Origin of the sequence: Rhodococcus sp. NPDC078407 (assembly GCF_044542515.1) — a bacterium.
Lineage (GTDB): Bacteria > Actinomycetota > Actinomycetes > Mycobacteriales > Mycobacteriaceae > Rhodococcoides.
The window spans coordinates 197,114-223,947 of record NZ_JBITUQ010000006.1 but is presented as its reverse complement, the minus strand read 5'-3'; the positions used below and the strand labels follow the sequence as shown (position 1 = coordinate 223,947).

The following is a 26,834-nucleotide window of genomic DNA, read 5'->3' as shown; positions in this document are numbered from 1 at the left end:
CTACCGCCGCGACCCGCTGATCCTCGGTAAGCGAACTTCGTACACGCATACACACGCTCCCCAATAGTCGGAACTGAATTACTCAGTCCAACTTTCGGGGAGCGGTGCACATACGTCTGAAGGATGCAAGGGTCCATTGACGCGGACGGGGTGAGCGGGTGAAAGTAAGCGGGTGAAGGTGAGCGGGTGAAGGTGAGCAGGGAGCCGGGATCAGCCCAGCAATCCCCAATCTTCGAGGCCCTCGTACAGCGGCTTGCTCTGTGCCACTTTCACGACGCGGTTTTTCAGGTCATCGCTGGCCTCCCCGGTGGCCAGGGCGGTGGCGATGATGTCGGCGACCTCGGTGAACTCCGCTTCACCGAATCCGCGGGTGGCCAGTGCGCCGGTGCCGATGCGTAGACCGGAGGTGACCATCGGCGGACGCGGGTCGAAGGGCACGGCGTTGCGGTTGACGGTGATGCCGACCTCGTGCAGCAGGTCCTCGGCTTGCTGGCCGTTCATTTCCGAGTTGCGCAGATCCACGAGCACGAGATGCACGTCGGTACCGCCGGTGAGGACCGAGACACCCTTGCCGGCAACGTCGGACGCGGTGAGGCGGTCGGCGAGCAGCGAGGCCCCGAGCAGGGTGCGTTCCTGGCGTTCCTTGAACTCCGGTGTCGCGGCGATCTTGAATGCAACGGCCTTGGCGGCGATGGCATGCATCAGCGGCCCGCCCTGCTGGCCGGGGAACACAGCGGAGTTGAGCTTCTTGGCCCATTCCTTCTTGGCCAGGATGATGCCGGAGCGGGGTCCGCCGAGGGTCTTGTGCACGGTGGAGGAGACGACGTCGGCGTACGGCACCGGCGAGGGGTGCACTCCGGCGGCGACGAGCCCGGCGAAGTGCGCCATGTCGACCCAGAGCAGTGCGCCCACTTCGTCGGCGATGGAGCGGAACGCAGCGAAGTCCTGGTGACGCGGGTAGGCCGACCAGCCGGCGATGAGCACCTGCGGCTTCGCGGCGATGGCCTGCTTGCGGACCTCGTCCATGTCGATGCGGTGATCTTCTTTGCTGACGCCGTAGGACTCGACCTCGTAGAGCTTGCCCGAGAAGTTCAGCTTCATGCCGTGGGTGAGGTGGCCGCCGTGCGCCAGGTCGAGACCCATGATCTTGTCGCCCGGGTTGATCAGTGCCATCAGCACGGCCGCGTTGGCCTGCGCGCCTGCGTGCGGCTGCACGTTCGCGAACTCGGCACCGAACAGTTCCTTGGCGCGATTGCGGGCGAGATCCTCGACGATGTCGACGTGCTCGCAACCGCCGTAGTAGCGCCGCCCCGGGTAGCCCTCGGCGTACTTGTTGGTCAGCACGCTGCCCTGGGCCTGCAGCACCGCGCGAGGGACGAAGTTCTCCGACGCGATCATCTCGAGTGTGTCACGCTGACGACCCAACTCACCGGCCATCGCCTCCGCGACCTCAGGATCGAGTTCGGCCAGTGACAGGTTGTTGACGTCAGTCATAACAGGAGTCTCCAAGGGACAGCAGAGTAAGAGGGGCAATCCCCACTTTACGAGACGCGCATTGCACCGGGTGTCAGTGGCTCGTCGAGCAGCCTGCCGAACAGCTGTGCCCGGTCGCTGACCGTCTCACCCTGGTCCAGCCAGCCGGCGAGCAGTTTGTAGCCCTCGACGTAGGTACTGATGTACGCCCGCCACAGCGGTGAGGACAGAAAGCGCAGGCTGTGTCGCGCGCGCTGCGGCGACGCCAGCGACCATCGTTCCAGGTAGGCGGCCACGTCGTCCTCGCTCTTGTGCTGATCGTGCAGCAGCAGCGCGGCGTCCTGACGCACTCCCAACAGCTGGCTCGACGCGGTCGAGAGTCGCTCGGCCTTCTCGCCGTCGAATCGCAGTCCGAGGTCGGCGTAGATCTCCTGCGCCCATGCACCCCAGCCTTCGCCGACGATGGCACCGAGAGCGTGGTCGGCCAGGCCCTCGGCCATCAGGCACTGCGGAGTGTTGACGACGAACAATGTCTGCTCGAGCTGCCCGGCGCCGACGAGTCCGGTTTCCTTGCGGCAGTGCTCGGTGTGGTGGCCGGGGTACGACTCGTGCGCGATCAGGTGCGGCAGATTGGCCATCTGCTGCTCGATGTCGGAGTTGATCGCGACGGTGGACTGAAAGTCGCCGAGGTAGTAGTTGAATCCCGACCAGGGCTTGTCTCCGACGACCTCGTAGGTGACCTTCTCGGTATCGGGCAGCGTGTATTCGGCCCGGACGCGGTCGCGTAGCGCGGACGAGAACGCCTCGACGCAGTCCTGCAGCCGGTCGGCCGGAATGACGTCGGCTCGGCGATGGGCGATCAGCCGTTCGCTCAGCGAGCCGGGTCCTGCGAGAACCTCGTCCATCTTGCGATGTGCCTGCATGTACTGGTCCTGATCGCCGGGGGCGATCTGCACATCGAAGTAGGCGTGCACCTCGTCGACGAACCCGATGTCCTCGCCGGCGAACTTGCGAGCGGAACACTCCAATGCCCGCAGGTGCACGTCGAGAAAGGCCGTGCGCTCGGCGGTCAGCTCGGCGTTGCCGAGCTCGGCGCGCAGTGTCTGGGCTCGACGAACCAGCTCACGCGGCTCCGGCGCCGGGGCGTTCTCGGTGATGCGACGCAACTCGGGATCGCCGGTGTATGCGTCGACGAATCCGTCTTCGAGCCGGTCGAAACTCAGGCCCAGCAGCAGGTATCCACGAACCAGGGAAGCAGCATCCATACCCGAACCCTAGTACGGCGAACGACCCCGCCCGTGCGCGATCCACCGGCACCGAGCACAATCGGACACCATGCGACTTCCGGACTCATCGTGCGCGTTGTGCGTACCCCCAAGTACGCAAAACGCGCACGACGGGAGCCGCGCGTGAGCGAGTCCAGCCCGTATGTCGAGTTCGACCGCGTGCAGTGGCGCACGCTGCGTCAGTCCACACCGTTGGTGCTCACCGAAGAGGAACTGGTCGGCCTGCGCGGTCTCGGTGAGCAGATCGACCTGGACGAGGTGGCGGAGGTCTATCTGCCACTGGCCCGACTGATTCACCTTCAGGTGGCCGCGCGCCAGCGACTGTTCGCCGCGACAGCCACCTTCCTCGGCGAGAAGCACCCCGACCGTCAGGTCCCGTTCGTCATCGGTGTCGCGGGCAGCGTCGCCGTCGGGAAGTCGACGACGGCCCGTGTGCTGCAAGCACTCCTGGCGCGGTGGGACCATCATCCGCGCGTCGACCTCGTCACCACCGACGGATTCCTGTATCCGACGGCCGAGCTCATGCGTCGAGGCATATTGCACCGCAAGGGTTTTCCCGAAAGTTACGACCGGCGCAAGCTGCTCAGATTCGTCACCGAGGTCAAGTCCGGGACCGAGGAGGTGGGCGCACCGGTCTACTCGCACGTCTCGTACGACATCGTCAAAGGTCAGTATCACATGGTCCGGCAGCCCGACATCCTGATCGTGGAGGGGCTCAACGTATTACAGACCGGATCGCGGTTGATGGTGTCGGATCTGTTCGACTTCTCCATCTACGTCGACGCGCGAATCGAGGACATCGAGAGTTGGTACGTCAAACGCTTTCTCGCGCTGCGCAAGACGTCGTTCACCGATCCGTCCTCGCACTTCCATCACTACGCAGGCCTGTCCGACGACCACGCGCAGATTGCAGCCGAGGATCTGTGGCACTCGATCAACCTGCCGAATCTGGTGGAGAACATCCTCCCGACGCGACCGCGAGCGACGATGGTGCTGCGCAAGGACAACGATCACGCGATCAATCGGCTGCGCCTGCGGAAGCTGTAGACCCAGGTCGTGAGCGGAAACTTGTAGCAGGCTGCGAGCAGGAGTGGAGCCTGCGGAATGACCAGACGGTCCGGTGGAGCCTGCGGAATGACCAGACGGTCCGGTGGAGCCTGCGGAATGACCAGACGGTCCAGCCGTGTAAATCAGATACCGAAACGACGGTGCCGGGCCGCGAAGTCGCGGAGCGCGCGTAGGAAGTCGACGCGACGGAATTCGGGCCAGTACGCCTCGGTGAACCAGATTTCCGAGTAGGCGCTCTGCCACAGCAGGAAGCCGGAGAGTCGCTGCTCGCCGGAGGTACGGATGACGAGATCCGGATCGGGTTGGCCCGAGGTGTAGAGGTGACTACCGATTTCGTCGACGTTGATCGACGCCACCAGCTCGTCGCCGCTGACGCCCTCGGCGATCTTCTCGCTCACCAGTGACTGGACGGCGTCGGCGATCTCCTGTCGACCGCCGTATCCGACGGCAACGTTGACGTGCGTTCCCGACCGCCCCTCGGTCAGCGCAGCTGCCTCCTTGAGCCGGCGCGCGGTCGACGCGGGCAGCAGGTCGAGCGTGCCGACGAGTTTGACGCCCCAGTTCATCTCGGGTCCGCAGATCTCCTCGACGACGTCGGTGATGATGTCGAGCAACGAATCGAGCTCGTCGGCTTCACGCCTGAGGTTCTCGGTCGAGAGGAGGTAGATGGTCGCCATCTCGATGCCTGCGGCGTCGCACCAGCCGAGCATCTCGGCGATCTTGAGAGCGCCCATGCGGTGGCCGTGCGCGACGTCGGTGAAACCGTTCTCGCGCGCCCAGCGGCGGTTGCCGTCGCACATCACTGCCACGTGACGCGGATGCTCGACACCGTCGAGCTGGCTCAGCAGACGCCGCTCGTACACGTTGTAGAGAACGCCGCGAACCTTCTGCGGAATGATCACCACTGCTTCGTCACCACCGCGTCGTCACCACTGCTCTCATCACCACGAAGGATCACCTTACGCCGACACCGGCGAGCCGGTCGCCGGTACAGTAGCGTCTGAACCTACGGTGGCGTAGCTTTCGACGGCGGTACGGAAAGGTCATCGAGATGACGATGTTCGGGCTGGACGAGATACCCGTCAAACCTCGCATGCGCGGTTGGATTCATCTGTACGCGTTCTGCGTGGCGGTGGTCTGTGCAATCACGCTCGTCACGCTCGCCTTCAGCATGGTGTCGGTCAGCGCGGGGTTGGCAACGGCCGTGTACGCCGTCACCGTGTGCGGAGTGTTCGGTGTCAGCGCCACCTACCATCGCGTGAACTGGAAGACGACGGCCTCGCAGATCTGGATGAAGCGGGCCGACCATTCGATGATCTTTCTGTTCATCGCCGGCAGCTACACCCCGTTCGCCGTGCTGGGCCTACCCGCGTCCACCGGACGCCTACTGCTGATCGTCGTCTGGATCGGTGCCCTGGCCGGCGTGGCCCTGAAGATGCTGTGGCCCACCGCTCCCCGATGGGTCGGCGTACCGCTGTATCTGATCCTCGGCTGGGCCATCGTCCCGGTCGCGCCCACCCTGATCGCACAGGTCGGTTACGCACCGTTCGTGCTGCTGCTCGTGGGTGGCATCTTCTACAGCGTCGGGGCCGTGCTGTACGCCACCAAGTGGCCCAATCCGTGGCCGACGACGTTCGGCCATCACGAGTTCTTCCACGCCGCAACCGTATTGGCGGCAACCTGCCACCTGATTGCCGTGTGGCTCGTCCTGTTCTGAGCGCCCGTCAGCGGTGCTCGGACGCCTTGTCTCGGTACATCAGTTCGTCGGCCCGCGCGATGAGCCGCTTGCTCGATTCGTCGGGTTCTCGCACCGCCACACCGACACTCACCGACACCCGAGCAATCGAGATCCGAACGGCACCGGTTCACTGCAGATCGCCGAGCGCACCGCGTCCGCCAGTGCCTCCCCGTCGAGGGAACTACCACCGACACCGTCCGTCACCGCGAACACGAACTCGTCGCCTGCATACCGCCCGACGATGCTGCCGCGCGGCGACCATTGCTTCAAACGTCGCCCTGCCGCCTCGAGCAGAGCGTCTCCGGCAGCATGACCGTGAGCATCGTTGATCGACTTCAAACGATCGACATCGACGAACCCCAGGGCGATGGGACGGTCGGCCACAGCCCATTCGTCGACTTGGGCCAACAGCGGACCCCGCCGCAACAGACCGGTCAGGTCGTCGCGCTCGGCGCGATCACGCCAGTGCACGGTGTCGTCGACGACGGGATTGACCAGGTCCAGCAGCGCGACGATGAACCGTCTACCGGCGATGGTGGAGATTCCCACGTGCATCCAACAGGAGACGACGTCACCGTCGCTGCGTCGAACTCGGCGCAGTGCCCCGATCGGCCGACCGTCTCCGGATGGGCCGGATGCGGGGTAACGGTGCCCGAGCTGCATGGCCATCTGCTTGGCCGACGCGCGATCACCGAGCGGTACGAAATCTGCCACGGGCCGACCGAGCATGCCCGCCACCGGGCAGTCCAGTACCTCTTCGCACAGCACGTTGGCACCCACCACCTCGTACTGCATCGAGTGGACCATGGCCGCCATCGGGACGGACGCGACGAATGCGGCCACGGCCGCCCGTTGCTCGTCGGTGACGTCGGCAGTCATGGCTTCTTCGAGGGTGCCGTCGCTCACGACACTGTCCCTGGTGACGCCTTCACTCATGACACGTGACGCCTTCACTCATGACACACACCATCGATCCACTGATAGAAGTTTTGCCCCCGGGCCGAACAAGTGTCAGCAACAATACTGTTCTCGAAGAGAAGCATCGACGAGCTTCGTCATCTCTGCAGTGCGAAAGCCAGATCTTCGGCAGAGGTCACAGGACGATCGCACACGAACCCACGACACACGTACGCCGTTTCGAGACCGTCGACGGGCGGACGGTCCATCAGCAACACCGACGAATCCGTTGCGCCCGCAACGACAACCGATCCACCCGGAGCCGACGCCCGGGCCGCGGAGAGCAGGTCACCATCCGGTGCGGTCGACACCGCGATCTGAATCGGGCCGCGCACGGACGCTTCTGCGACGGCCAGCCAGTGCCCGGCGGACCTCGGGGCGCGCTCGAGAATCAACGCCGATCGCGCCAGCGACGCCGCCGCCAATTCGCCGTAGCGAGCGGACCGTTCGTGATCGACCAGAGCAGCAGCTGTGAGCAACGCCTCGGCCATCGTCGACGCACCCGACGGGGTCGCTCCGTCGATGGGATTTCGTGGCCGAGTGACGAGCGTTTCGGCGTCGTCGGCGGTGTCGAACCAACTGCCCAGCTCGTCGGGATCGGCGAAGTGCTCGATCGCCGCATCGAGTAGCGAGACGGTGCGTTCGATCCACACCGAGTCGCCGGTGGCTTGGAACAACGCCTCCGCGGCGACGGCGAGACACGCGTAGTCCTCGAGCACCCCGGTGGCCTCGCCCACCGCTGTGCCGAGGGACGCACGCCGGACGCGACCCGATTCGACATGCGTCGCGAACAATTGCTCGCCGCATTCGACGGCCGCGTCGACCCATCGAGGCTGTCCCAGGCCCACACCGGCCTCGACCAGCGCAGTAATCGCCAACCCGTTCCAAGCAGTGACCACTTTGTCGTCGCGACCGGGCTGCGGCCTGGCCGCGCGAACGTCCGACAGAGCACTACACACCCGATCGAAACGGTCGTAGTCCTCGGGTTCGGCGGGGAGCTGCAGAACCGACATGCCGGCCTCGAACGTGCCTGCCGAATTCACTGCAAACAGTCCGGCGGCCCACACACCGTCCTCGAAGCCGAGGGTCTCGGTCAGTTGCTCCGGCGTCCACGCATAGGTCAACCCCTCGACGCCCTCGGTGTCGGCATCGAGCGCCGATGCGAAACAGCCATCGGCCGTGCGTAATTCACCGAGCATGAACTCTGCGGTGCCGGACGCCGTCCGCCGAAGCAGAGGATCGTCGTCGATCCTCGCGGCGTGCGCGTAGAACCTGAGCAACAGTGCGTTGTCGTAGAGCATCTTCTCGAAGTGCGGGACGACCCACTCGGCGTCGACGGAGTACCGCGCGAACCCGCCGCCGAGTTGGTCGTGGATGCCACCGCGCGCCATCGCCGACGCGGTCCTCAGCACGACGCCCAGAACCTCGCCGTTGCCGGTGCGCTCGTAGTGCCGGAGCAGACCTTCCAGCAGTGCGCCGGGCGGAAACTTCGGTGCCTGTCCGAAACCACCGAAACTGGTGTCCTCGTCGGCGCAGACCGCCGCGACGGAGGCAGCCAGGGAATCGGCGTCGATCGGGCGTCCACCGGCCGGAATCCCCGCACTCTGCTTCCGCAGTTCCGTCACGATCGCGGCGGAGGCCGCGAACACGTCCTGCCGCCGCGTCGACCACGTGTCGGCTATCGCGGTGAGCAACTGCTCGAACGAGGGCATTCCCTGGCGCGGGGTCGGCGGGTAGTAGGTACCGCAATAGAACGGTTCGGTGTCGGGGGTGAGGAAACACGTCATGGGCCAACCGCCCTGGCCGGTCATGGCCACGGTGGCATTCATGTACACCGAATCGAGGTCCGGTCTCTCCTCGCGATCGACCTTGATGCACACGAAATGCTCGTTCATCAGCTCCGCGGTCGCCTCGTCCTCGAAGGACTCGTGCGCCATGACGTGGCACCAGTGGCAGGCCGAATAGCCGATCGACAGCAAGATCGGAACATCACGATCGCGGGCGGACTGCAGCGCCTGTGGCCCCCATTGCTGCCAGTGCACCGGGTTGTCCGCATGTTGCCGCAGATACGGACTGGTGGACTCCCCCAGGGCATTGGCGTTCAGGGCCTCGGCGTCGAGCATCAGGGCTCGTCGGGTACGGCAGGTTTCGTCGTGCGTTGCTCCGGCGGCGCGGCCGTGCCGATTCCGCCGCGATCGGTGCCCTCGTCGAGCGCCTGATCCAGCGTCGGGTCCTCGGTCTCGAACGTAGCGGGCAGCCGCTTGATCTTCTTGTTCATCGACCAGATCAGCAGGGCTGTTCCGACCAGCAGGGCCACCAGGATCGCCAGCCCGATCGGCGAGGACTTGCCGAACTCGGGCCCGGTCGGCTGCTGGGCGAGGATGGAAACGATCATCGGTCGACCTCGTCGATTCCGGCGAACAGGTCCGTCTCGGGCAGCGACGTCTGAACCCGGGTGCGAGCCAGCTCGAATTCCTCGGTCGGCCACAGCTTGCGCTGCACATCGACCGGCACCGCGAAGAACGCTCCATTGGGATCGATCTGCGTCGCGTGTGCTCGAAGTGCGTCGTCGCGCTGCTCGAAGTAATCACCGACGGCCACCTGGGTGGTGATCCGACCCATGATCTCGTCGCGTTGGCCGTCCCATCGCTTCAGCCAATCGACGAACGGGCTCTCCTCGCCGCGGTCGATGAACCAGTCGTGGAAGAGCTGCATGCGCTTACGAATGAAGCCGTGCGAGTAGTACAGCTTGAGCGGAGTCCACGGCTCTCCGGCGTCGGGAAAGCGCTCGGGGTCCCCCGCAGCTTCCCACGCAGCCATCGAGACCTCGTGGCAACGGATGTGGTCGGGGTGCGGATAGCCGCCGCGCTCGTCGTAGGTGGTGATGACGTGCGGCCTGAACTCGCGAACCACCTTCACCAGAGCCTCCGTGGAGACCTCCAAGGGAACCAGCGCGAAACACCCCTCGGGAAGAGGCGGCATCGGATCACCCTCGGGCAACCCGGAATCCTCGAATCCCAGCCAGGTCTGCTGCACACCGAGGATGCGCGCTGCCTCGGCCATCTCTTCACGCCGGACATCGCGAATGCGATCGTGCACTCCCGGAATGTCCATCGCTGGATTGAGGATGTCGCCCCGCTCGCCACCGGTGAGGGTGACGACCAGTACGTCGTGCCCTTCGGCCGCGTAGCGAGCCGTCGTCGCAGCACCTTTGCTGGACTCGTCGTCGGGATGGGCATGTACTGCCATGAGCCGCAGTCCGAACACGTTCTTCCTCACCTCGGATTCGCCTGGTTCTTGCCTGCCCTATAGTTCCACCTGACGCCGACAGGCCCCCAGCGGCACCCCCGAATCGACCCCGAGAGCGGCCATGAGCAACGCACTTCCCGCAGGTAGGTACCCATCGGGTTCCGGTCCCAGCGGAATTCGGCAGGCCCCGAAACGTGCGACGAAGATCGCACTGGTGGCACTGGTTCTGCTGGTCGGACTGGGCGTGGCGTACTTCGCGTACTCGAAGTTCTCGGTCAAGCCCATCGAAGGCAGTCAGCTCTCCTTCGACATCGTGGACGAGAGCACCATGTCGATCCGTTTCAGCGTCACCCGACAGGACCCCGAGCAACCGGCGGTGTGCATCGTCCGCGTTCGTTCACGCGACGGTTCCGAGACCGGCAGGCGCGAGGTCTACGTTCCACCGGAGCCGGCGTCCGGCACCGTGGAAATGACCACCGACGTGACGACGTCGTCCGAGCCCGCGGTCGGCGACGTCTACGGCTGCAGCCTCGATGTTCCCGAATATTTGCGAGCTCGATAGGCAAACTGCCTGTTCGTGGTAAGGTCGGTCCATACACGGCCACCGCGGAAGGTGCCGTGTATTGCTGCATTGCGGGCAGGGTTCAACTGCGAACGGTGATTACGGCTCCAAGGATGCGGGCCTACCAAGGGGATCCAACCATTGGAGTCCCCTGTTCGTTGCGTGCCCTACCTGCTCAGAAAACGGAATCGATATCCAGATTCCGACTACGAGGGAGTGATCGAGATGACCGAGACCCAGGTGACCTGGCTGACCCAGGAATCACACGACAGGCTCAAGAGCGAACTCGACCAGCTCATTTCCAATCGCCCCGTCATCGCCGCCGAGATCAACGAGCGTCGCGAAGAGGGCGATCTGAAGGAGAACGGCGGCTACCACGCCGCTCGCGAGGAGCAGGGCCAGCAGGAAGCACGCATTCGCCAGCTGCAGGAACTGCTCAACAACGCGAAGGTCGGCGAGGCGCCCACTCAGTCCGGTGTCGCACTGCCCGGTTCCGTCGTCAAGGTCTACTACGACGGCGACGAGTCCGATACCGAGACATTCCTCATCGCCACTCGCGAGGAGGGTGCCCGTGACAACAAGCTCGAGGTCTACTCCCCCGCGTCGCCGCTGGGTGGATCGCTCATCGACGCCAAGGTCGGCGACACTCGCGAGTACACGTTGCCCAACGGCAAGACCATGAAGGTCACTCTCGTGAGCGCAGAGCCTTACCACACGTAGGCCTTACCACACGTAAGCCTTCTCGCAGCTGACAGACGAACACCCCCGGTCGCCGAGCGCGACCGGGGGTGCTTCTCTGTGTGCATGTCAGGCGGTCATCGTTCTCTGGTACTTGCGTACCGACAACGGCACGAACACCACGAGCATCACGACAACCCAGATCAGGGTGTAGAGCACCGGGTTCTGTAGTGGCCACACCTCCGGCGGCGGTGCCATCGGATTGGTGTTGCCGAACTGCTCACGTACCGCCAACGTGACCGACGAGATCGGGTTCCATTCCGCGATGGTCTTGAGCACGCTCGGGAAGTTGTCGATCGGCACGAAGGTGTTGGCGATGAACGTCAACGGGAAGACCACGATGAACGACGCGTTGTTGAAGATCTCCGGGGAGCGCACGGTCAGGCCCACCAAGGCCATCACCCACGAGATCGAGTACGCGAACAACAGCAGCAATACGTACCCCAGCAGGGCATCGAAGAACGACGACGTGATGCGCCAGCCCACGATGAGTCCGGTGATCGACATGATCGTGATGGTGACGATGTTGTTGCCGACGTCGGCCGCGGTACGCCCGATGACCACTGCCGAACGTGCCATCGGCAACGATCGGAACCGGTCCATCACGCCCTTCTGCAGATCCTCGGCGAGCGAGGACCCGGTGAGCGAGGACCCGAAGATCATCGTCTGGACGAAGATGCCGCCCATCAGGAAGCTCTTGTAGTCGATTCCGGGCACGTCGATCGCACTGCCGAAGACATACGCGAACAGCAGCACGAACATGATCGGTGACAGCGCTGCGAAGAAGAGCAGATCGGGAACTCGCTTGAGCTTGATCAGATTTCGCTTGGTGATGATCGCGGAATCCAGGAGAACGTTGCTCATTTCTCTTCCTCCGTCGTCTCGGGCTCGCCGGTGGTCTGACCGGTCAGACTCAAGAACACGTCGTCGAGGTTCGGCCGCCGCAATCCGACGTCGACGACACCGATTCCGGCTGCTTCGAGATGACTCAGTGCCGTGGACAGATCCTTCGATCCACCGTTAACCGGCATGACGATGCGGCCCACCTGCTCGTCCAGGGTCGGCGGCTCGACGCCGAGCGGGGTCAGGATCTCCTTCGCGCGATCGGCCTGGGATCGATCGGTGAGCACGAATTCGACTCTCTCGCCGCCGGTTTGGGCCTTGAGATCGTCCGCTGTGCCGCGGGCGATGATCTTGCCCTTGTTGAGCACGATGATCGAATCGGCCAGCCGGTCGGCCTCTTCGAGGTACTGCGTGGTCAACAGAATCGTGGTTCCGTCGCGCACGAGGTCTGCGATGAACTCCCACATGGTGATTCGACTGCGCGGATCGAGGCCGGTGGTGGGTTCGTCGAGGAACACCACTCGTGGCCGTCCGATCAGACTGGCCGCGATGTCGAGTCGCCGACGCATACCGCCGGAGTACTGCTTGGCCGTGCGGTCGCGCGCGTACTCCAGGTCGAATCGTGCGAGCAGTTCGTCGGCACGTTTCTTCGCCTCGGCCTTGCGCAGGCCGAAGAGCCGTCCGACCATCTCGAGGTTCTCGTATCCGGTCAGATACTCGTCCACGGCCGCGAACTGGCCCGTCAACCCGATCGTGCCCCGAACCTCGTTCGCCTGCTTCAGCACGTCGAGACCGAAGATTCTCGCGGACCCCGACGTCGCCTTGAGCAGCGTGGCGAGAATACGGACCGCCGTCGTCTTCCCGGCACCGTTGGGGCCCAGCACACCCAGCACCGTGCCCTCGGGAACGGTGAAATCGATCCCGTCGAGCGCGACGTTCTTCCCGTACCGAAGTACGAGGTCCTCTACTTCTATAGCGTTCGCCATTGTCCTGTCCCCGTTTCTCTCCTGGTCGGTGTAAGGACTTCCGAACGCGTAGAGATTAACCGGTCTTGATGGGGCCCGGAGTCCACAGACCCGAACGCTGCACCTCGTCGGCTGTGATCTGCGCCGCCTGCGCCGATTCGTCGTACGGCGTGTACTGCTCGATCGAACCCCAGTCACGGTCCCAGTCGTCTTTCAGATACGACGGAATGGTGCGTGCCGAGGCGACGATGTCGATCCAGCCGAGCGGACCGCCGCCGAAATGGTCCTGCCACGCGTTGGTGATGACGGCACCGCTGCGATCCGGGAGCACCCGATACTGCGGGATCTCGGCGACACCGAGGCGGTGGTCGAACGGACGTTGGCAGGGAAAGTTGAAGCCCACTTCCCAGTCGAGCAGCACCGGATTCTCACGACCGACCACGTCGTTCAGCGTCTGGGTGCGCGGAACTCGCGGCGGGGTGATCGCAAGCCACTGGTCGGGGTCGCGGTCGGTGTCGTCGAGCACCAGTCGAATCATGTTGCTGTCGGCCGGAATCTGGTCCATCGGAACGCGTAGGTTGCGCCACGACGGCGTCGGGCCGATGTCGATGGGCGTCACCCGGCCCTGGGCATTGCCGTCGACTCCGTACTCGAGCTCGAGGCTCTGGCCGTAGGTCACGATGCCGTCGGAATCCACCGAGCGGATGCGTCCTGCAGCAGCGATGGAGATCAGGTCTCCCGGGTCGGCCGGCAACGCGTACCAGCCGGTGGTCAACGTGGCGGGGGTGTCGGATCCGAAGGAACCGAGCACCGGCACTGCTTCCGGATCCAAGCCGAACGGGAGTGCGCTGCCACCGGTTCCGGCTCCATTGGTCGACGTGGGCTGATCTTGTTCCCCGGTGTCGACGGTGTTCGAGGTGCCCGACGCCGAGGTCTCCTCGTCCGCGGTGAGATCGCGTGCCACACCGTCCGGGGTGAACCCGTCGTTCTCTGCGCCCAGTGCGGCGAACGCATCACCGTCGACCGGTTGCAGCACATCGGCATTGGGATCTGTTTCGAGCAGCACGTCGTTGGCAAGACCACACGTGTTGCCGGCCAACGCCGAGAGATTGGACTTGGCGATCGAGTACGACGGCCATTGCGCCACCGCGCCCTTGGCCATCGACGCCACGGCCACCAACACCATCAGCCCGGCGGCCACGGCGATCGGCGGCACCGACCACCACCGGGCCATCGGCGCATCGGCGCGCACGTACGGCGCGCGCAGATGGAACCACACCGCGGCGAGCAACAACAGCAACGTCAGGCCCAGGAACATCGTCGAGATACCGAGACCGGCGACGAGAATCGGCTTGTCCCAGAACGGGACTCCCCACGCGGAGACGTACCAGTAGCCGTTGGTTCCGGTGAAGGCAACTGCCATCGAGAAAGAGACGGCGGCCGCGAACAGCAGCCGATTTCGGCGCGAGCGAAGTACCGCGGCCCCGGTTGCCACCGCCGCGAGCACCGCCACCGACGCCGCCAGGCCGGCGAAGACACCGAAGTGATGGGTCCACTTGGTGGGGGTGATCATCATCAACGCCATTGCTCCGACGGTGATCCCCACGATGCGTCGGGCAGGACCGGTTGCGGTGCCGGGAATCTTGCCGCCCTTGCGCAGCATCGCGACCACCACCGCGATCAGCGACACGATCATCACGAACACTCCGAAACGGCGCGCCAGCGAGCCGTCGATGTCCATGTTCATCAGCCACTGGTAGCGCAGGTACTCCTCGAACCAGGCCCGACTCGGCCCGGCCGCGTTGTGCACCCGCTGCATCTCGAGCATGCCGGCCACGGTCTGGTTGCCGAAGGCGAACACCAACACCACTGTGCCCGACGCGATCAGCGGAGCCAGCAGTGTTGCGACGCCCAGTGCCGCACTACGGAACTGCCGTGCTCGGGCGACGACGATCTGAACGACCGGCCGGGCACCGGCGATGAGCGGGGCGAAGCAGATGAAGCCGGAGGGCCCGCAGGTGACCGTCAGTGCCGCGATCAGAATTGCCGCCGCTGCGGGGAGCAACCTGCGGGTCGCGATCGAACGCTCCACCGAACACCAGGTCAGCAGCACTCCGAGTGCCACGAACGGCTCCGGGCGCAGCCCGTTGTTGTAGGGCAACCAGAATGCGAGCAGCACCAGCCCGCCCGTCCAGAGTGCGGTCTTCGACGCGCGGGCGGCGGCACCGAACCGTGGAATCACCTCACGACTGATGACGAGCCACGCCACTACGGCGCAGATCAGCGTGGGCAGCCGCATCCAGACACTGGCCGTCGAGACGTGCGACATGAAGCCGAACAGGTCGTAGAGCGGTGTACCGAAGGGGGTCTCGGGCACCCCGAAGTACCGGAAGTAGTTGGCCATGTATCCGGACTGATCGGCCGCACGTGCCATGCCGAGTTGGTAACCGTCGTCGGAGGTGTTCGCGCCGATCACATGCCACACCAGCAGGGTTCCGATCACCACCGCGTCGACCGGCCCGAAGCTCCACCAGCGCCGCGGGAGGAACCGTCGAGCACGGCGGCCGTCGGACAGATCCAGGCGGTGCAGTGCCACCAGCGAGATAGCCGTGGCGAGTACGCCGACGATCATCGCGAACCACTTCAGGGCGCTCGGGGTCGACGAGAAGCGACTGTCGAGCTGCGCTGTCAGCGTCAGGCCGTCGACGGTGTCTCGGAGATCACTGAACACGCCCACCAGCTGCGGCCGGACGTCGCTTTCACGCGTGACGGCGTCCTCGCCGGTCAGCCCGACGGTGGTCGCGGTGCCGTTCGAGGTGATCGTCAACGAGCACTCGGTCAGCTCTGAGACCGGCTTTTCGAGCAGCACCGAATCACGCAGCGTCACCTTCAGCTCCGACGCCTCGCCGCCGGTCACTTCGGCGACGAGACCGTAGCGATAGGCGTCGGGCGATCCCTTGGGCGAGGTGGACAACAACAGCCCGCCGTCGGGCAATCGATTCGCGGCTTCACACGGGACGGCCGCGTCGACGCTGATCGGGGTGTAGCCGACGAGCGGAGCTTCGACACTGCCGATCGTGTCCGACTGCGGCCATGTCAGGGACGACTGCTGCTGCTCGATCGGCAGCAGCGGTATCGCGATCGTCAGCAGAATTCCCAGGACAGCGGAGACGATTGCGACGAGCCGAGCCATGCAGATATCTCCCACCGACGTCCTGGTCCAAGTCGCTGATCAAGGTACCAGTGCGACCTGTGCGAACCCGGCCGTCAGCTCTCGACCTGCACCGCGTACCCGGCCGCGCCCAGTGCATCGAGCACCGAACCACGATGATCGGGACCGCGGGTCTCGACGGTCAACATCACGTCGACCTCCTCGAGCCCCAGGCGACCACCCGTACGAGAGTGGACGACGTCGACGACGCTGGCACCGACGTCGCGCACCACCCCCAGAACTCCGGTAAGTCCGCCGGGTTTGTCCGAAATGGTCACGCGCACAGCCAGATACCTGCCACCGGCACGCAGGCCGTGCGTGATGACGTGGGTGAGCAGCAGAGGGTCGATGTTTCCGCCGGACAGCACCGCGCACACCGAGCCGGTCAATCCCAATTCCTCGGCCGAATGAGTCATCAACGCCGCCACTGCGGCGGCACCGGCCGGTTCGACGATGAGCTTGGCCCGCTCGATGCAGAGCACCAAGGCGCGGGAGAGCGCGTCCTCGCTGACGGTGACGATGTCGTCGACCCAGCCCTGCACATGATCGAACGGCACCGATCCGGGCAGACCGACAGCGATGCCGTCGGCCATCGTCGACATCGATGCCAAGGCGATGGGATGACCCGCCTGCAGCGACGCCGGCCACGCAGCTGCGCCCTCGGCCTGCACGCCGACGATCCTGATGTCGGGCTTCGTCAGCTTGACCGCCGCGGCCACACCAGCCAGCAGGCCACCGCCGCCGGTGGGGATCACGACGGTCCCGACGGCCGGCATCTGCTGCAACAGTTCGGTTCCCAGCGTCGCCTGCCCGGCGACGATGTCGAGGTGGTCGAACGGATGGATGAGGGTGGCACCGGTGCGTTCGGCGAATTCACGTGCCGACGTCAGCGCCTCGTCCACCGTGTTGCCCACCAGATGAACCGTCGCGCCGTAGGCCTTCGTGGCGACGAGCTTGGGTAGCGACACCCCGACCGGCATGAACACGGTCGAGTCGATTCCCACCTGCGACGCGGCCCACGCGACCCCCTGAGCGTGGTTGCCTGCGCTGGCCGCGACCACCCCGCAGGGCGCGCTGCTCGGCGTCGAGCCGGGCGATGCGGTTGTATGCCCCGCGCGGCTTGAAAGATCCGGTGCGCTGCAGGTTCTCGCATTTGAGGCGCACCTCGTGCCCGGTCAGATCGGACAGAATCCGTGACGCGACCACCGGCGTCCTGCGCATGACCGGCTCCAGCAACTCCTCGGCCGACGCAGTATCCGACGCGGTCACCCGCACAATTTCCGACACGGTCGCAGTATGCCAGGAACAATTACTATCGTGACGGCATCCGACGTTGGTCGTCACTACAGTTGTGGAGCGCGCGCCGCACCACAGCGAGCCGCGACCGGCGCGAAGGATTCTCGGTGATGACGCAGGCTGGATCCGACGACGTCAGCGACGACCCCGGTGTGCGCGGCAGTCTTGAAATCAAGGATCGGGCGATCTCCCGGACGGCCATTGCCGCCGCGCTGATGGATCCTCGGGTCACTCGGACCACCGTCGGATTGTCGCGACTGACCGGTCGAGAACTCCCCCGCGCCGACATCACCCTCGGTGAGGACACCATTGCCGTCAACCTCTACATCGGTGTTCGATGGCCGTCGCAGATCACCGAGGTCACCGAGGCGGTGCACGCGGAGGTCGAAGACGCGCTGGCGACGATGACGGGTCTGCACGTGCATCGGGTGAACGTGCTGGTCTCCGACACCACCCTCGCCAGCGGTCCAGCACCTGTGTCGAATCCCGATGTTTCGCAGACTGTTTCCCCCCGACCTCCCACCGAAGGCCCGGCCGCGATGCCGGTGGCCCTGCTGTTCGGGTTCGTTCTCCTGGGCGTGGCCTTCGTCGCCGGTCGAGAGTTCTTCATCGCGAACGGGAACCTCGGTGGTAGCCCGTGGATCGCCGACGCTGCGTCCTGGATCGCCCGACTGCATTGGCAGGGTTGGATGATCGCCGCGGCGATCGGTGCCACTGTCATCGGAGTGCTGCTCGTGTTCATCGGCGTCAAGCCACGAACGAAGACGCATTCCGGACTCGGTGGCTCGGCGCCGACCGTGTGGGCCACCGCGACGGACATCGCTCGATTGTGCAGTGCTGCAGCGCATTCCACGCGCGGAGTTGCAGACGCGCACACCGTCGTCACGCGCAGGAAGATCGAAGTGCGGGTAGAACGTGACGGGGCCGTCGATGCCGAGCTCGTGGATGCCGCCGTGCGTGAAGCACTCGCTCCGACACTGTCGGTTGCTGCGGGCGAACGACGACTGACGGTGAAGCAGTCTCTGGCAGCTCCGACGAGGGTGTCGTGACGAAAACCTTCGTCGCGGGGCTCGACCGACTCCTCGCAGTCGTCGCCGGGCTCGCACTCCTGGCCGGTGGCGGCTTCGCGCTTGCGTGGCACTACGACGCTCCATGGGCACGAGAGATGCTGTCGCGCTTCGACCGTGCCCGTATCGCCGATCTGCCGCAACAGGGTTGGTGGGTGCCGATGCTCGCGGTCGTCGTCGCAGTGGCCGTCGTCGCGGCGCTGGTGCTGCTGGTCGGCAACTTCTCGCCGCGCACGACCGGGACGGCAAGCGTAATCGAGGAGCCACATTTCTCGGCGCACGTGGATTTGACTGCCATCGCATCGGGCGTCGCCGCGGAGTTGGCGCAATTCCCTGGTGTCCGACGGGCAAGGGGAACGGCGATCGATGACCGGGGTATGCCCACCATCGCTGTATCGGTCTATGCAGCAGCAGATGTCGATGTAGTGGGGTTCACTGCCGAAGCCGAGTCACGCGCCGCATTCGTTGCACGGTCACTGGGTGGCACCAATGTAGCGACACGCGTCCAGTTGCACGTCGACAAGCGGAGCTGACATCGCGTTAGCGTGGACGTCGTGACGACATCGACGCACAGTAGATTCGAGCGATGGTCTGGCGGAATGCCCCTCGCGGTACCCCTGGCTTTCGGAGCGGTGTTGGTGCTTGCCGCATTCGCCTCTGCCCTCGGTGACAGTTCTGTCTACTTCTACGTTCCCCTGGTGTTCGCGGCAACCGGGACGATGATCTGGCTGAAGGGTCGCCATACCCCCGAGCCTGTACACGCCGCTGTGGGATCGGCACTACTGATCGGATGCGGCGTCGTCGTCGCCGTCTGCGGCCTCGCCGGCGGTCTGATGCTGAACTCGCCGACATTCTGGGCAACCATTGCGGTTGCTGCAGCGATTGCTGCACCCATCAGTGCCGGTATCACTCCATTCTCGTCGCCTACCGGGTAGAACCGCACTCTCCCCCGGACCGCGTGAATGGACCACTGCATACGTCTGACCGCGGCAAGGGTTCATTCACCCACTGCTGGTTGGCCACCTCGGACCGCGTGAATGAACCACTGCATACGTCTGACCGCTACAAGGGTCCATTGACGCGGGCGGCGGAGCCGCACGCCCGCACACAAAAGCGGCACCCACCCGATGGTGAGTGCCGCTTTCGTGGAACTGGGTGAAGCTAGATCACTTGACGATCTTCGTGACGCGACCGGCTCCGACGGTACGACCGCCCTCACGGATTGCGAAACGCAGGCCGACGTCCATGGCGACCGGCTGGATCAGCGTGACGGACATCTCGGTGTTGTCACCGGGCATGACCATCTCGGTGCCCTCGGGAAGGGTCACAACGCCCGTAACGTCCGTGGTACGGAAGTAGAACTGCGGGCGGTAGTTGTTGAAGAACGGCGTGTGGCGGCCGCCCTCGTCCTTCGAGAGGATGTAGGCGTTGCCCTCGAACTCCGTGTGGGGAGTCGTGGTGCCGGGCTTGATGATGACCTGTCCACGCTCGACGTCTTCGCGCTTGATGCCACGAACGAGGAGGCCGACGTTGTCGCCTGCCTGACCCGAGTCGAGCAGCTTGCGGAACATTTCGATGCCGGTGACGGTGGTCTTGGTCGAGCCGGGGCGGATGCCGACGATCTCGACCTCTTCGTTGACGTTGACCGAGCCGCGCTCGATACGTCCGGTGACCACGGTGCCACGACCGGTGATGGTGAAGACGTCCTCGACGGGCATGAGGAACGGCTTGTCGGTCTCACGGACGGGGTCCGGAACCGAGTCGTCGACGGCCTGCATGAGCTCCAGAACCGACTCGCCCCACTTCTCGTCACCCTCGAGTGCCTTGAGTGCGGAGACCTTGATGACCGGTGCGTCCTCGTCGAACTCCTGCGAAGCGAGGAGCTCGCGGACCTCCATCTCGACGAGCTCGATGATCTCGTCGTCGTCGACCATGTCGGCCTTGTTCAGTGCGACCAGGATGTACGGCACGCCGACCTGGCGGGCGAGCAGCACGTGCTCGCGGGTCTGCGGCATCGGGCCGTCGGTTGCTGCCACGACCAGGATTGCGCCGTCCATCTGAGCCGCGCCGGTGATCATGTTCTTGATGTAGTCGGCGTGACCCGGTGCATCGACGTGCGCGTAGTGGCGCTTCTCGGTCTGGTACTCGACGTGGGAGATGTTGATCGTGATACCACGAGCCTTCTCCTCCGGAGCCTTGTCGATCTGATCGAAAGCCGAGGCCTCGTTCAGGTCCGGGAACTTGTCGTGCAGAACCTTGGTGATTGCAGCCGTCAGCGTCGTCTTACCGTGGTCAACGTGACCGATGGTGCCGATGTTGACGTGCGGCTTCGTCCGATCGAACTTCGCCTTCGCCACTGTGTGTCCTCCTGGACTGATCTGTGCGGGCCCCGACGGGGCACACACGCGTATGTGTTGTTACTTATTACAGGTCGAGCGTGGTCCAGCAAACGAAGAGAATTACTCTCCGTTGACCTTCGCGATGATTTCCTTCGCTACGTTCGCGGGAACTTCTGCGTACGAATCGAAGACCATGGAGTAGTTTGCGCGGCCCTGCGTCTTCGACCGAAGGTCTCCGATGTAGCCGAACATCTCCGACAGCGGAACCAGTGCCTTGACGATACGGGCACCGCTGCGTTCCTCCATGGCCTGGATCTGACCACGGCGGGAGTTCAGGTCGCCGATGACCTCACCCATGTAATCCTCGGGCGTGATGACCTCGACGGCCATGACGGGTTCGAGAATGACGGGGCTGGCCTTACGAGCGGCTTCCTTGAACGCTTGTGAGCCGGCGACCTTGAAGGCCATTTCCGACGAGTCGACGTCGTGGTACGCACCGTCGAGCAGTGTGACCTTGACGTTGACCAGGGGGTATCCGGCGAGAACACCGTACTGCATGGCGTCCTGTGCACCAGCGTCGACCGAGGGGATGTACTCCCTGGGCACACGACCACCGCTGACCTTGTTCTCGAACTCGTACGTCGCGCCGTCTTCGCCCTCGAAAGGCTCGAGCTTGATGATGACCTTCGCGAACTGGCCGGAGCCACCGGTCTGCTTCTTGTGCGTGTAGTCGTGCTTCTCGACCGTCTTGCGGATGGTCTCGCGGTACGCGACCTGCGGCTTGCCGACGTTGGCCTCGACCTTGAACTCGCGACGCATACGGTCGACGAGGATGTCGAGGTGGAGCTCGCCCATGCCGCCGATGACGGTCTGGCCGGTGTCCTCGTCCAGCTTCACCGAGAACGTGGGATCCTCTTCGGCGAGCTTCTGGATCGCTGTTCCCAGCTTCTCCTGGTCGGACTTGGTCTTGGGCTCGATCGAGACCTGGATGACCGGGTCCGGGAAGCTCATGGACTCGAGGATGATCTGGTTCTGCGGATCGCAGAGCGTGTCACCCGTCGTGGTGTCCTTGAGGCCGATGACGGCGTAGATGTGACCGGCGGACGCGGTCGCGATCGCGTTCTCCTTGTTGGAGTGCATCTGGAAGAGCTTGCCCAGACGCTCCTTCTTGCCCTTGGTCGAGTTGATGACCTGAGCGCCGGAGTCGACCTTGCCCGAGTACACCCGAACGTAGGTCAGCTTGCCGAAGAAGGGGTGCGTCGCGATCTTGAACGCGAGAGCCGAGAACGGCTCGTCTGCGGACGGCTTGCGAGTGATCTCCTTCTCCTCGTCGCCGACGGCGTGTCCGATGGTCTCGGCAACGTCGAGGGGGGACGGGAGGTAGTCGATGACCGCGTCGAGCATGGGCTGAACGCCCTTGTTCTTGAACGCGGATCCACACAGGATCGGGTACAGCTCGCTGTTGACCGTCATCTTGCGGATGGCCGTCTTGATCTCGTCGATCGTGAGCTCTTCGCCGCCGAAGTGCTTCTCCAGAAGCGCTTCGTCGGACTCGGCTACGGTCTCGAGCAGCATGGTGCGGTACTCGTCTGCGCGCTCCTTGAGGTTTTCCGGGATCTCCTGGATCTCGTACTTCTCGCCGAGCTTGGTCTCGCCACTCCACACGAGAGCCTTCATCTGCACGAGGTCGATGACGCCCTCGAAGTCGTTCTCCGCGCCGATGGGCAGCTGGATGACCAGCGGCTTGGCACCGAGACGATCGATGATGGTCTGCACGGTGTAGTAGAAGTCCGCGCCGAGCTTGTCCATCTTGTTGACGAAGCAGATGCGCGGCACGTCGTACTTGTCGGCCTGACGCCAGACCTGCTCGGACTGGGGCTCGACACCTTCTTTGCCGTCGAACACTGCGACAGCGCCGTCGAGGACGCGGAGCGAACGCTCCACCTCGACGGTGAAGTCGACGTGACCGGGGGTGTCGATGATGTTGATCTGGTTGTCGTTCCAGAAGCACGTCGTGGCAGCAGAGGTGATCGTGATGCCACGCTCCTGCTCCTGCTCCATCCAGTCCATCGTGGCTGCGCCATCGTGAACTTCACCGATCTTGTACGAGATACCGGTGTAGAAGAGGATGCGTTCGGTAGTGGTGGTCTTGCCGGCATCGATGTGGGCCATGATGCCGATGTTGCGGACCTTGAGTAGGTCGGTCAGCACGTCCTGTGCCACGAGTTAACCCGCCTTGGTGTTGGAAGAGGTATTGCCTGAGCTGATCAACGCTCCGGCGGCACCGGATAGTTCCGAGTGCCGCCCGAGCGAGGGGATCACCAGCGGTAGTGGGCGAACGCCTTGTTGGCTTCGGCCATCTTGTGAGTGTCCTCGCGACGCTTGACAGCGGCACCGAGGCCGTTGCTGGCGTCGAGCAACTCGTTCGCCAGACGCTCGACCATGGTCTTCTCACGACGAGCGCGCGAGAACGTGACCAGCCAGCGCAGTGCCAGCGTGGTGGAGCGGCCGGGACGAACCTCGACGGGCACCTGGTAGGTGGCACCGCCGACGCGTCGGCTGCGAACCTCGAGGGCCGGCTTGACGTTGTCGAGTGCACGCTTGAGCGTGACGACGGGGTCGGTGCCGGTCTTCTCGCGAGCCTGCTCGAGCGCCTGGTAGACGATGCGCTCTGCGGTCGACTTCTTGCCGTCGAGAAGAATCTTGTTGACGAGCTGCGTGACCAACGGGGATCCGTAGACCGGGTCGTTGATCAGCGGCCGCTTGGGTGCTGGGCCCTTGCGTGGCATATCAGCTCTTCTCCTTCTTGGCTCCGTAGCGGCTGCGAGCCTGCTTGCGGTTCTTGACACCCTGGGTATCGAGCGAGCCGCGGATGATCTTGTATCGCACACCCGGGAGGTCCTTCACACGACCGCCGCGAACGAGCACCATCGAGTGCTCCTGCAGGTTGTGACCCTCACCGGGGATGTATGCGGTGACCTCTACCGAGGTGGTCAGGCGAACACGCGCGACCTTACGGAGAGCGGAGTTCGGCTTCTTGGGAGTGGTGGTGTACACGCGAGTGCACACGCCACGGCGCTGGGGACTGCCCTTGAGGGCAGCGGTCTTCAGTTTCGCGACCTTGTCGGTGCGTCCCTTACGGACCAGCTGGTTGATCGTTGGCATAAACCGGCTTTCTTCGTGTCGATAAACAGGGATCTAGCAGTTGGAGCAAGAGAACACTGCTCCTCACCCATGACGTCTCCGCGGGTCTCTTGCACCCCGCGGTCGGGTGTGTCGCATACCCCCACACGTCCAGCCGGTTGCGCGCTCTTCGAGCGAACGTGCGCACGGCTGTACCTCGCATAGGCACACAAACGGTCCGGCCAGGCCGGACACGACCCATAACGATACCCGGCGGCGCGGCCTCGGGTCAAAACACCCTTCGCCCTGATACGCAGCCTATCGGCTCAGGTTGAGGGTGAGGTCTGCCAGCTTCGCCGCGGCCTGGCAGGGATCGGGATGCGAGGCACCGGGCTGATACTGCACCCACCATCCGAAAATGCCTGCCCGGTCCGCCCCGGCCGAGACCCCGCACGAGTCCGGATCGTTGGGACGCTGCGCCTGGATTGCCTTGCGGCCCTGCACCGTTGTGTCGGTGACCGTGTACATCAACTTCTCGTCTGCGGCTCGCTCGGCCGCGAGGGTGCCGGACTCGAACCAGTTGAACGTCACCTTCACCGTGCCCGCCGAGCCGACGAGATCCCACCGACAGATGGCCCCGAGAAACCCCTGGGCGATGAGGTCGGCACCGACGGTCTCGGTGATCTGGTCGTCGGACACGGCGTCGCACTCGGTCAACAATTCGGTGAATTCTTCGCCGCCCGAGCCACCGAAGCTCGCCGGTCGGGCGGTTCCCTCCACGGTCTGGGAGCAACCGGCGACGAGCAGCAGAGTCGACGCCGCCGCGACCACTCGTCTCGTTCTCGATGTGTGCGGCATCATTGCTTACGCTCCACGGTCAGCGTCGCGAGTTCATCGGCGACGTCGCACGGTGGGCGCGCCGCGGGTTGGTCGGAGTACGTGATGGACCAGTGGAAGAAATCGTCGCCGAACTGCACTCCGATCTCGCACAGAGTCTCCGTTTCGGCCTGGAAGCCGGGGTTGCCGTCGATCTCGATGTCCTCGGCCGGACGGCCGATCAGTTCGGAACCGGCGCGTTCGCGTCCGATCGGGCTGCCGCGGTACCAGGAGAAGCTGACGCCGGGCCCGCTGAAGCCCACGGTTTCCCACTGGCAGCCGACGGAGTTGCGGGTGATCTGACCGAACGGGCCCGCTCCGAATGCAGACTGCACTTCGGCATCGGTGATCGATCCGCATTCACCGAAGAAGGGTCCGGGCTCGTAGGCCCCGGTGGTCGTCGTCGCCTCGGTCGCGGAGTCGGCGGCATCACTGTCGGCCCCGCCGCAGCCCGCGACCAGCGCGGCGACCGCGGCGATCACCAGTGCCACTCGCTTCATGCCGTCCCCCGCGTGTAGTTCGATGCTGCCGATCGACGTCGCCCTGAACCTACCAATCGGAACCTATCAATCGGACGGTGTGCCGGTCACCTGCCGTGCACAGCGCGTCCCCGGACATACACGCCCACGATGGCCGGCTCCCGCATCGCCATCAGCAGCGCGAACAAGGTTTGATCCCGAGCCAACTCCGCATCCTCGGCCCGAACACCGTGATCGATTGCCGCCGCGAGTTGAGGCCATGCGGACGGATCGACGACGACGAAGTCGGCTTCCTTGCCCGCGTCGAAGTTGCCGATGCGGTTCTCCATGTCCAGGGCGCGGGCCCCGGCGAGGGTCCCGGTGAACAGAAGTTCTGCCGGATGCAGTGACAAGCCGTCGTCGCCGCCCTCGGAGATATGGACCTTGAATGCGTCGGCGAGGACCTGCGGCAGCAGCCACTCGTCACCGCCGCCGAAGTCCGACCCGATGGCGATGGTCACTCCCGCGGCAACGGTTCGCTTCCACGGCATGGTGCCCGAGCCCAGAAACTGCTGCGAGGTAGGACAGTGGGCAATAGAGGTACCGGTCTCGGCCATTCGCTCCAGTTCGGCGTCCTGACAGTGCACTGCGTGGGCGAGGATGGTTCTCTTGCCGAGAAAACTCTTGCCGCCCAGCTGTGAGCCGGTCAGGAACTTGCCGTCGTAGGTGTCGAGGTAGGTATCCACCCCGTACGCGTTCTTCGTGGCGTCGATCTCCCCGGTACCCGGCCGGTTGTTCTCGTTGAGGTGGGTGTGGAAATAGACGCCCCGGTCGCGCACGGAGTCGTAGAGCTCACCCAGATTCTTCAACGTCTCGGTGGTCACCGAGAGCGAAAACCGCGGTACGACGGCCACATGCACCATCGCCGTGTCGACGTCGCCGGTATCTGCCGCGTGCCACTTCTCGATCTCCTCGGACACCAGCCGGATGGCCTCGTCCTCACCGGTGATCAACGCCTGCGCCGACGCCGGGCCGGTGGTCTGCACGCCGCGACCGCTGACGATGCGCAGTCCATGCGCCAGCGTCTCGGAGAACAACGAATCCTGCGCGTGAGAGAAGGCCGATCCGAACACCATTGCCTGCGTGGTTCCGGCCCGGATTCGTGCGGCGCAGAAGTCTCTGGCGGCCCGCGCGGCAAACTCAGGATCGGCGAAACGCGACTCGGACGGGAAGATGCACGTGTTCAGCCATTCGAGAAGCTGTCCACCGCCGTAGGAATCACCGGCATAGGTCTGCGGGAAGTGAATGTGGGTGTCGACGAATCCTGGCAACAGAAATCCCGGTCGATGATCCACGACGCTCACGTGGTCGTACTGCGTTGGGAGAGAATCGAACTCGCCACAGAACTCGATCGTGCCCTCGGCGGACACCACCAGGGCACCGTCGGGAATGGACACCAACGCAGCCGACGCCTCCGCCACGGTGGGCGAGCCTGCGACGTGAAAGATGTGGCCGCGGTGCACGCGTGCGGTTTCGGAAGTCACCCGCCAGACTCAAGCACAGGTCGGTCGGTGCTGCAGAGCCA

The 26,834-nt window shown here is 64.5% G+C and carries 24 protein-coding genes and 1 pseudogene; 7 read left to right on the top strand and 18 right to left on the bottom strand.

Translation table 11 applies throughout. The features are described from left to right. Positions 1–210: 210 nt before the first annotated feature. Positions 211–1,494, bottom strand: coding sequence for a serine hydroxymethyltransferase (gene glyA, locus ACIGGF_RS09460; protein ID WP_397521098.1), 1,284 nt, complete (start codon positions 1,492–1,494; stop codon positions 211–213). A gap of 47 nt (positions 1,495–1,541) precedes the next feature. After that, complete coding sequence (locus ACIGGF_RS09455) at positions 1,542–2,738, bottom strand: DUF885 domain-containing protein (protein ID WP_397521097.1); 1,197 nt, start codon at positions 2,736–2,738, stop codon at positions 1,542–1,544. A gap of 99 nt (positions 2,739–2,837) precedes the next feature. Between ACIGGF_RS09455 and coaA the strand changes: the two genes are divergently transcribed. Next, positions 2,838–3,806 carry a type I pantothenate kinase gene (gene coaA, locus ACIGGF_RS09450; protein WP_397521096.1) on the top strand — a complete coding sequence of 323 codons (969 nt, stop codon included), beginning with the start codon at positions 2,838–2,840 and terminating at the stop codon, positions 3,804–3,806. 143 nt (positions 3,807–3,949) lie between these two features. Here the strand turns inward: coaA and ACIGGF_RS09445 are convergent, their stop codons facing one another. Then, complete coding sequence (locus tag ACIGGF_RS09445) at positions 3,950–4,732, bottom strand: isoprenyl transferase (protein WP_397521095.1); 783 nt, start codon at positions 4,730–4,732, stop codon at positions 3,950–3,952. Between the two features lie 146 nt (positions 4,733–4,878). Between ACIGGF_RS09445 and ACIGGF_RS09440 the strand changes: the two genes are divergently transcribed. Then, positions 4,879–5,544, top strand: a complete 666-nt coding sequence (locus ACIGGF_RS09440) for a hemolysin III family protein (protein ID WP_397521094.1) — start codon at positions 4,879–4,881, stop codon at positions 5,542–5,544. A gap of 108 nt (positions 5,545–5,652) precedes the next feature. On the opposite strand, the gene ACIGGF_RS09435 is transcribed toward ACIGGF_RS09440, so the two are convergent. The 4 genes from ACIGGF_RS09435 to mca form a co-directional block, all read right to left on the bottom strand. Next, entirely contained in the window at positions 5,653–6,471 is an 819-nt protein-coding gene (locus ACIGGF_RS09435; RefSeq protein WP_397521093.1) for a diguanylate cyclase domain-containing protein, read from the bottom strand. Positions 6,472–6,620: 149 nt separating this feature from the next. Next, positions 6,621–8,645 (bottom strand): thioredoxin domain-containing protein, encoded by a 2,025-nt coding sequence (locus tag ACIGGF_RS09430; protein WP_397521092.1) that lies wholly within the window; start codon positions 8,643–8,645, stop codon positions 6,621–6,623. Further along, positions 8,645–8,917 (bottom strand): hypothetical protein, encoded by a 273-nt coding sequence (locus tag ACIGGF_RS09425; protein WP_397521091.1) that lies wholly within the window; start codon positions 8,915–8,917, stop codon positions 8,645–8,647. Before ACIGGF_RS09425 ends, ACIGGF_RS09430 begins: the two co-directional genes overlap by 1 nt. Continuing rightward, the gene (mca, locus tag ACIGGF_RS09420) at positions 8,914–9,789 is read right to left on the bottom strand and encodes a mycothiol conjugate amidase Mca (protein WP_397521108.1); all 876 of its coding nucleotides are present in this window, start codon (positions 9,787–9,789) and stop codon (positions 8,914–8,916) included. The genes ACIGGF_RS09425 and mca overlap by 4 nt, the downstream gene beginning before the upstream one ends. Positions 9,790–9,892: 103 nt before the next feature. Here mca and ACIGGF_RS09415 point away from each other — a divergent pair, with 103 nt between their 5' ends. Both ACIGGF_RS09415 and greA read left to right on the top strand, forming a co-directional pair. Beyond that, on the top strand, positions 9,893–10,333 hold the full coding sequence (locus ACIGGF_RS09415) for a DUF4307 domain-containing protein (protein WP_397521090.1): 441 nt from the start codon (positions 9,893–9,895) through the stop codon (positions 10,331–10,333). A gap of 225 nt (positions 10,334–10,558) precedes the next feature. Continuing rightward, on the top strand, positions 10,559–11,053 hold the full coding sequence (greA, locus tag ACIGGF_RS09410) for a transcription elongation factor GreA (protein ID WP_032394210.1): 495 nt from the start codon (positions 10,559–10,561) through the stop codon (positions 11,051–11,053). Positions 11,054–11,140: 87 nt separating this feature from the next. Here greA and ACIGGF_RS09405 read toward each other — a convergent pair whose 3' ends face one another. From ACIGGF_RS09405 to ilvA, 4 genes and pseudogenes are all read right to left on the bottom strand, one after another. Beyond that, positions 11,141–11,935 carry an ABC transporter permease gene (locus ACIGGF_RS09405; protein ID WP_397521089.1) on the bottom strand — a complete coding sequence of 265 codons (795 nt, stop codon included), beginning with the start codon at positions 11,933–11,935 and terminating at the stop codon, positions 11,141–11,143. Beyond that, positions 11,932–12,900, bottom strand: a complete 969-nt coding sequence (locus ACIGGF_RS09400; protein WP_397521088.1) for an ATP-binding cassette domain-containing protein — start codon at positions 12,898–12,900, stop codon at positions 11,932–11,934. The genes ACIGGF_RS09405 and ACIGGF_RS09400 overlap by 4 nt, the downstream gene beginning before the upstream one ends. Before the next feature lie 55 nt (positions 12,901–12,955). After that, positions 12,956–16,072 carry an arabinosyltransferase domain-containing protein gene (locus ACIGGF_RS09395; RefSeq protein ID WP_397521087.1) on the bottom strand — a complete coding sequence of 1,039 codons (3,117 nt, stop codon included), beginning with the start codon at positions 16,070–16,072 and terminating at the stop codon, positions 12,956–12,958. Positions 16,073–16,146: 74 nt separating this feature from the next. Next, positions 16,147–17,311 (bottom strand): annotated as a pseudogene (ilvA, locus tag ACIGGF_RS09390) (threonine ammonia-lyase). Positions 17,312–17,496: 185 nt separating this feature from the next. Here ilvA and ACIGGF_RS09385 point away from each other — a divergent pair. The 3 genes from ACIGGF_RS09385 to ACIGGF_RS09375 are packed head-to-tail and all read left to right on the top strand — an operon-like array spanning position 17,497 to position 19,388. Further along, positions 17,497–18,435, top strand: a complete 939-nt coding sequence (locus tag ACIGGF_RS09385) for an Asp23/Gls24 family envelope stress response protein (RefSeq protein WP_397521086.1) — start codon at positions 17,497–17,499, stop codon at positions 18,433–18,435. After that, positions 18,432–18,986: a hypothetical protein gene (locus ACIGGF_RS09380; protein WP_397521085.1), complete on the top strand. Its 555-nt coding sequence runs from the start codon at positions 18,432–18,434 to the stop codon at positions 18,984–18,986. Before ACIGGF_RS09385 ends, ACIGGF_RS09380 begins: the two co-directional genes overlap by 4 nt. Positions 18,987–19,007: 21 nt before the next feature. After that, positions 19,008–19,388, top strand: coding sequence for a hypothetical protein (locus tag ACIGGF_RS09375; protein ID WP_397521084.1), 381 nt, complete (start codon positions 19,008–19,010; stop codon positions 19,386–19,388). Between the two features lie 231 nt (positions 19,389–19,619). On the opposite strand, the gene tuf is transcribed toward ACIGGF_RS09375, so the two are convergent. The 7 genes from tuf to ACIGGF_RS09340 form a co-directional block, all read right to left on the bottom strand. Next, positions 19,620–20,810, bottom strand: coding sequence for an elongation factor Tu (tuf, locus tag ACIGGF_RS09370; RefSeq protein WP_032380840.1), 1,191 nt, complete (start codon positions 20,808–20,810; stop codon positions 19,620–19,622). A 102-nt stretch (positions 20,811–20,912) separates the two neighbouring features. Continuing rightward, entirely contained in the window at positions 20,913–23,015 is a 2,103-nt protein-coding gene (gene fusA, locus ACIGGF_RS09365; protein WP_397521083.1) for an elongation factor G, read from the bottom strand. A gap of 95 nt (positions 23,016–23,110) precedes the next feature. Further along, positions 23,111–23,581: a 30S ribosomal protein S7 gene (rpsG, locus tag ACIGGF_RS09360; RefSeq protein WP_003941856.1), complete on the bottom strand. Its 471-nt coding sequence runs from the start codon at positions 23,579–23,581 to the stop codon at positions 23,111–23,113. 1 nt (position 23,582) lies between these two features. Next, complete coding sequence (rpsL, locus tag ACIGGF_RS09355; RefSeq protein ID WP_027498160.1) at positions 23,583–23,957, bottom strand: 30S ribosomal protein S12; 375 nt, start codon at positions 23,955–23,957, stop codon at positions 23,583–23,585. Between the two features lie 276 nt (positions 23,958–24,233). After that, a complete protein-coding gene (locus ACIGGF_RS09350) occupies positions 24,234–24,776 on the bottom strand; it encodes a DUF3558 domain-containing protein (RefSeq protein WP_397521082.1) in 543 nt (180 codons plus the stop codon). Beyond that, positions 24,773–25,291 carry a DUF3558 domain-containing protein gene (locus tag ACIGGF_RS09345; RefSeq protein WP_397521081.1) on the bottom strand — a complete coding sequence of 173 codons (519 nt, stop codon included), beginning with the start codon at positions 25,289–25,291 and terminating at the stop codon, positions 24,773–24,775. The genes ACIGGF_RS09350 and ACIGGF_RS09345 overlap by 4 nt, the downstream gene beginning before the upstream one ends. 86 nt (positions 25,292–25,377) lie before the next feature. Beyond that, positions 25,378–26,793, bottom strand: coding sequence for a guanine deaminase (locus tag ACIGGF_RS09340; RefSeq protein ID WP_397521080.1), 1,416 nt, complete (start codon positions 26,791–26,793; stop codon positions 25,378–25,380). Between the last annotated feature and the right edge of the window lie 41 nt (positions 26,794–26,834).

What these genes read in the sequence shown, in the direction of transcription:
- glyA (WP_397521098.1), bottom strand. Translation starts at nt 1,494, where the DNA reads ATGACTGACGTCAACAACCTGTCACTGGCCGAACTCGATCCTGAGGTC.
- ACIGGF_RS09455 (WP_397521097.1), bottom strand. Translation starts at nt 2,738, where the DNA reads ATGGATGCTGCTTCCCTGGTTCGTGGATACCTGCTGCTGGGCCTGAGT.
- ACIGGF_RS09440 (WP_397521094.1), top strand. Translation starts at nt 4,879, where the DNA reads ATGACGATGTTCGGGCTGGACGAGATACCCGTCAAACCTCGCATGCGC.
- ACIGGF_RS09430 (WP_397521092.1), bottom strand. Translation starts at nt 8,645, where the DNA reads ATGCTCGACGCCGAGGCCCTGAACGCCAATGCCCTGGGGGAGTCCACC.
- ACIGGF_RS09425 (WP_397521091.1), bottom strand. Translation starts at nt 8,917, where the DNA reads ATGATCGTTTCCATCCTCGCCCAGCAGCCGACCGGGCCCGAGTTCGGC.
- ACIGGF_RS09415 (WP_397521090.1), top strand. Translation starts at nt 9,893, where the DNA reads ATGAGCAACGCACTTCCCGCAGGTAGGTACCCATCGGGTTCCGGTCCC.
- greA (WP_032394210.1), top strand. Translation starts at nt 10,559, where the DNA reads ATGACCGAGACCCAGGTGACCTGGCTGACCCAGGAATCACACGACAGG.
- ACIGGF_RS09405 (WP_397521089.1), bottom strand. Translation starts at nt 11,935, where the DNA reads ATGAGCAACGTTCTCCTGGATTCCGCGATCATCACCAAGCGAAATCTG.
- ACIGGF_RS09400 (WP_397521088.1), bottom strand. Translation starts at nt 12,900, where the DNA reads ATGGCGAACGCTATAGAAGTAGAGGACCTCGTACTTCGGTACGGGAAG.
- ACIGGF_RS09395 (WP_397521087.1), bottom strand. Translation starts at nt 16,072, where the DNA reads ATGGCTCGGCTCGTCGCAATCGTCTCCGCTGTCCTGGGAATTCTGCTG.
- ACIGGF_RS09385 (WP_397521086.1), top strand. Translation starts at nt 17,497, where the DNA reads ATGACGCAGGCTGGATCCGACGACGTCAGCGACGACCCCGGTGTGCGC.
- rpsG (WP_003941856.1), bottom strand. Translation starts at nt 23,581, where the DNA reads ATGCCACGCAAGGGCCCAGCACCCAAGCGGCCGCTGATCAACGACCCG.
- rpsL (WP_027498160.1), bottom strand. Translation starts at nt 23,957, where the DNA reads ATGCCAACGATCAACCAGCTGGTCCGTAAGGGACGCACCGACAAGGTC.
- ACIGGF_RS09350 (WP_397521082.1), bottom strand. Translation starts at nt 24,776, where the DNA reads ATGATGCCGCACACATCGAGAACGAGACGAGTGGTCGCGGCGGCGTCG.
- ACIGGF_RS09345 (WP_397521081.1), bottom strand. Translation starts at nt 25,291, where the DNA reads ATGAAGCGAGTGGCACTGGTGATCGCCGCGGTCGCCGCGCTGGTCGCG.